This window comes from Oleiphilus sp. HI0086 (genome assembly GCF_001635225.1).
Genome location: NZ_LWFZ01000885.1, coordinates 1 through 4,384, shown reverse-complemented (window position 1 = coordinate 4,384; position 4,384 = coordinate 1). Strand labels below are relative to the sequence as shown.

Here is a 4,384-nt window from a genome sequence, read left to right as displayed (position 1 = left end):
CGCGGGTAATACAAAATATCTTTCTTACCTTGAAGTGCGTAGCAAGATCAGACACATGCAAGAATAGCCGGTGCTGACGACGCGATGAAAAACTACTATTTCATATCCTCTCCTTTACACTTTTTTATTGCCTCTAACTTAGCAATTGAAAATCAAGGACAAGAAAACATAGCTGTAATTGTTTCAAAAAACCTGGATTTGGCCAAATCCTTCACTCTAGCGATTGAGCAAGTAAAGGGATTGTTTCAAGAAACCGTTTCTTTAGCGAATGATAAAGGTCTCGGAAAGATACAGCATCGTCGGGAGGTCATGAAACGGATTGATGTTTTGTTTGCTTCGGATTCGAGTAAACAAATTTATACTGGAAATGATCGCCGAGTAGAGTTTCAGTATGCGATGCATGTTGCCAGTCAATCGGGTAGACGTGCGACCGGTATTTACATGGATGATGGTGCGGTGAGCTATATTGGCCACAAATCAATGAATAGCTTCGCTCACCGTTTTCTGGATCCTTTTCTTAAGAAACTCGTATACGGAACCTGGTGGAAGAACGCCCTGACAATAGGCTCTTCTGCTTGGATTTCAAAAGCCTATTTGGCGTTCCCTGAGTATGCTCACCCTCTGTTGCAGGAAAAGAAGCGCTTAGCGCTCAACACAGATTTGTTCTCATCTGATCAATTTAAACAGCTTTCTAAAAGTTTACTTGATGATAGAAAGGTCGATTTAAGCTGTTTCGATGCGATTAAGGTGTTGATTACTTTGCCTCATGAGGCTAGTTATATGAGGCAGCCGGATAGTCTAACAAGTGCCTATAAGCGATTGTTAGAAACTTTCTCCCCTCGTGACATTGGGGTCAAGGCTCACCCGAGGAGTACTAACCTTGACTTGCTCGATGAGATGTTTCCAGGTTCAACCCGTATCGATAAAAATATAGGCTTTGAGCTTATCTTGCCTCTGCTGGGAGATGACGTGCTTGTTTTGGGCGATATCTCGACAACCTTGCTGTCTGCCAAGTGGTTGAGGCCGGATATTCGTGTTGAAACATTAAGCTGTGAGGTGGCTAGTCAGCAAATGAATGACTTATTCAGCGCTCTTGGGATAAAGAAAAGCTATTCATTGGAATAAGCATTAACACTTAAATAATGGATATTGACAGTGAAGAAATATAAAAAGACTTATTGGGGGGCTATCCCAAAAGAGTTTAAGGCTCATGACAATGTGATATTCAAACGCTTTGGGAGGCGGTCAAATTGGTCGAGTGCTACCTCTATATTGGGTTTGAAGGGCGGAGCCTGTGCGAAGACAATGTTTTTCAGCATGCTTGCTCGAACTGTCCATAGCAATCCTGACTTGTTTGAATCAATACCCCCTGTTTCAATTAATTGGTCGGAGCGTTTTGTCGATGATGGCGATAAAACGCTTGTTGTTGAACATGGCTGGCTACCGAGATCGTCTTATCAAATCTCTCCTCATGGGGCCAATGCACGCAGCCACACTCAGTTTGACTCTGGCGTTGATTATGTTGAGCGCATAGGTCGACGCGATTTAGAGCACTGCAAAGCTCGCGCTCAACACTTCTTGAGGCCTAAAAAGGTTGATATCGCAGGCCTTACTCAAAAGCCTTTTTGTTTATTGCCACTCCAAGGAGGAGAGGACTATAACCTGAAGTTTTCTGATTCTGGTTTTGAGAGCTTGTATGGGCAGAAGGGCGCCAACGATTTATTGGCTCAGGCGCTAATTGATCGGAGTTATGCGGAAGCGCAAGGTGTGAACATTATCGTGACTGAGCATCCTGCTAAAAAATGCCGCTTATCTAATGCTCCGACGTTACCAAAGGGTGTGACATTTATCGAGGCTAAGAAAGGTATCCGTAGTATTGATTTAGCCGCGCATAAAAATTGTGTTGGGGTCGTATCGGTTAACTCTAACTTGGTTCATGAGGCAATGGTCTTAGGCAAGCCTGTTTGTTCTTATGGGCGTTTGATGTACAAGAGTGATGATAAGCCAATGTTTTCGTCAATTGCAGATATGCTGACATGTGGCGAACAAGACCTCAGCCTGGCTGATCAGTATTTAGCGCTATTATTTTTAAGTCAGTGGGAACTCACTGACTTAATGGACCCTATAATTGTGCAGACTTTATTAAACAGCATGGGGAAGGTTTTCCCTTGGGAGTTACGTCGAGGTATTTAACATTGGCTAATGTAAAAGAATATTCTTTTTTACCAGCTTAAAGCTTTTGCCAAGAATCAAACCTCTAATAAGTCTAGATTCAACACCGCTAACTTTACAGCTTCGCGATACTAAGAGTAAAACGTACATTAGCTGGCTTCCCATAATATATAGATAACCTCCTATTTCCGGGTTGCTGGTATATACTGATACGTACTTATTTCGGGTGACAGATGATTAAGGGTATCTTGTATTGAATACTGGTTTCTGGCCGAGCTTTATTGCTCATATTAAATTTACTCTAGCTTTTCTTTTATTGGTTACTTCTATCGAGATGCATGCGAGCTCTGACCAAGCCCGCCACTGCTTCAATTCAGGAGACTATGTCTGCGCCAAAAATATATGGGAGCCATTAGCTTATAAAGGCGATAGCATTGCCCAATTCTATATGGCCCGAATTAATCAGGAAGGTTTAGGTGTCGCTAAGAACATTTCTAATGCGCAGATATGGTACGTAGAAGCCGCTGAGTCAGGCTTGTTGGAAGCGCAAAATAATCTAGCTGTGCTGTATGAGAAAGGTGACGGTTTACCTAGAGATATTAATAAAGCGATAAAGTGGTATACGCTAGCGGCCGAACAGGGCGATACCTCAGCTCAATATAATCTAGCCTTAATTTATTACACCAATGAAGACGTCAAAGACGAAACAAAGGCTAATAGCTGGTTCAAGAAGGCGGCTAAGTTGGGAGACGTTCAAGCTCAGTATAACTTAGCGCTAATGCTCTTAAATGGATTGGGTGTCGAAGCTAAACCGAAAAGGGCTTTGCGTTGGTTGAGACGGGCGGCTGATCATGGGCATATACTGTCTCAGTATCAACTAGGCAGAATTTATCATTCTGGTGAAGTCTCTGGTAAAAACATAGCTGAAGCCATTAGTTGGTATACCTTGGCAGCCGAACAAGGTGATATCGATTCTCAGCTAAGTTTGGCGCAAATCTATTTACAAGATGGTCCTCAACACGACTCGCATGAATCATTTCGTTGGTTTGAAGTGGCTGCAAAATCAGGAAGTGCTCAGGCTCAGTTTCAATTAGGTCGTTTCTATCAAAGCGGTTTCGGTGTTATTAAGAACTTAAGCAAGGCGCAGCAATTGTATCAACAGGCTTGTAGGCAGAGACTTTCTGTTGCTTGTCAGGCTGGCGCTGCGCTGTAAACTTAGGCTCTTCTTGATAGGCATGGCTTGAGCTATAATGCTCAGTTCGCTCATTAGTTAAAATCCCTTTATGTCTTCTTCCTCATCAGAAAATCCCAACGCATTTACCGCTAACGGCCAGAATTATGAGCTTCAGCGTTATCCTGTTGAAAAGCGTAGTCAGTTGCGTGCCTGGGATGCTGCAGACAGCTACCTGCTTAATCTGGTTGATGACATGGCTGGAAGCTTCAAGCAGCTTTGTATCGTGCACGATAACTTTGGTGCTTTGACGATTCCTTTAATGAAATATAAGCCCCTCTGTTACGGCGACTCATGGATGTCATTAGAAGCAACGCGACAGAACCTCAAGAAGAATGCTGAAGCGAATGACGATAATGTGCTGGACTTTGAGTCGGGTCTTGAGTATCTCGTCAAACGAGAAGAGCGCCCAGACTTAATCATTGGTCGAGTACCTAAATCTAAAAGCCAGCTGGCTTATTTACTCGCTGAACTGAATAAGTGGGCACAAGAAGGCTGTACACTTTTACTTGCAGGTATGGATAAGCACTTAAGCAAAGGTCAGTATGAGTTGCTGGAGAAGTGCTTTGGCCCGGCGAGTTTTTTGCCAGGTGTAAAAAAAGCGCGAGTCTGGAGGGCAGAGGTTGATAAATCTCTGGCGTACGCTTCAGAGCAGAATATATTTGAACAGTGCAAGTCTGTCAGCGTTCCCGATTTTGAATTGAACTTGAAGGCTTTACCAAATGTCTTTAGCAATGATCATTTGGATATTGGCAGTCGCTTCTTTTTGGGGCATTACAAGTGCTTACCGGAGGTTTCACAAGTCGCTGATTTAGCCTGTGGGAATGGGGTACTTGGTTTAGCCTACTTACAGCGCTTTCCTAATGCCCAGATGTTTTTCTATGACGAGTCTTTTCAGGCGGTACAGTCTGCGAAACACAATTTGGCGGTCAATATGCCTACAAACCGTGCTGAGTTTATTGCTTGTGACGGCTTGAGCAA

The 4,384-nt window shown here is 43.4% G+C and carries 4 protein-coding genes; all 4 read left to right on the top strand.

The genetic code is table 11. The features are described from left to right. Nucleotides 1–84: 84 nt before the first annotated feature. The gene (locus tag A3756_RS16005; protein ID WP_068510878.1) at nt 85–1,125 is read left to right on the top strand and encodes a polysialyltransferase family glycosyltransferase; all 1,041 of its coding nucleotides are present in this window, start codon (nt 85–87) and stop codon (nt 1,123–1,125) included. Nucleotides 1,126–1,155: 30 nt separating this feature from the next. Next, on the top strand, nt 1,156–2,193 hold the full coding sequence (locus A3756_RS16000) for a hypothetical protein (protein WP_068510876.1): 1,038 nt from the start codon (nt 1,156–1,158) through the stop codon (nt 2,191–2,193). A 232-nt stretch (nt 2,194–2,425) separates the two neighbouring features. Continuing rightward, the gene (locus tag A3756_RS15995; RefSeq protein ID WP_068510874.1) at nt 2,426–3,385 is read left to right on the top strand and encodes a tetratricopeptide repeat protein; all 960 of its coding nucleotides are present in this window, start codon (nt 2,426–2,428) and stop codon (nt 3,383–3,385) included. 70 nt (nt 3,386–3,455) lie between these two features. Next, nucleotides 3,456–4,384 (top strand): methyltransferase (locus A3756_RS15990; RefSeq protein ID WP_068553896.1); only part of this gene is annotated, 929 nt, incomplete at its 3' end.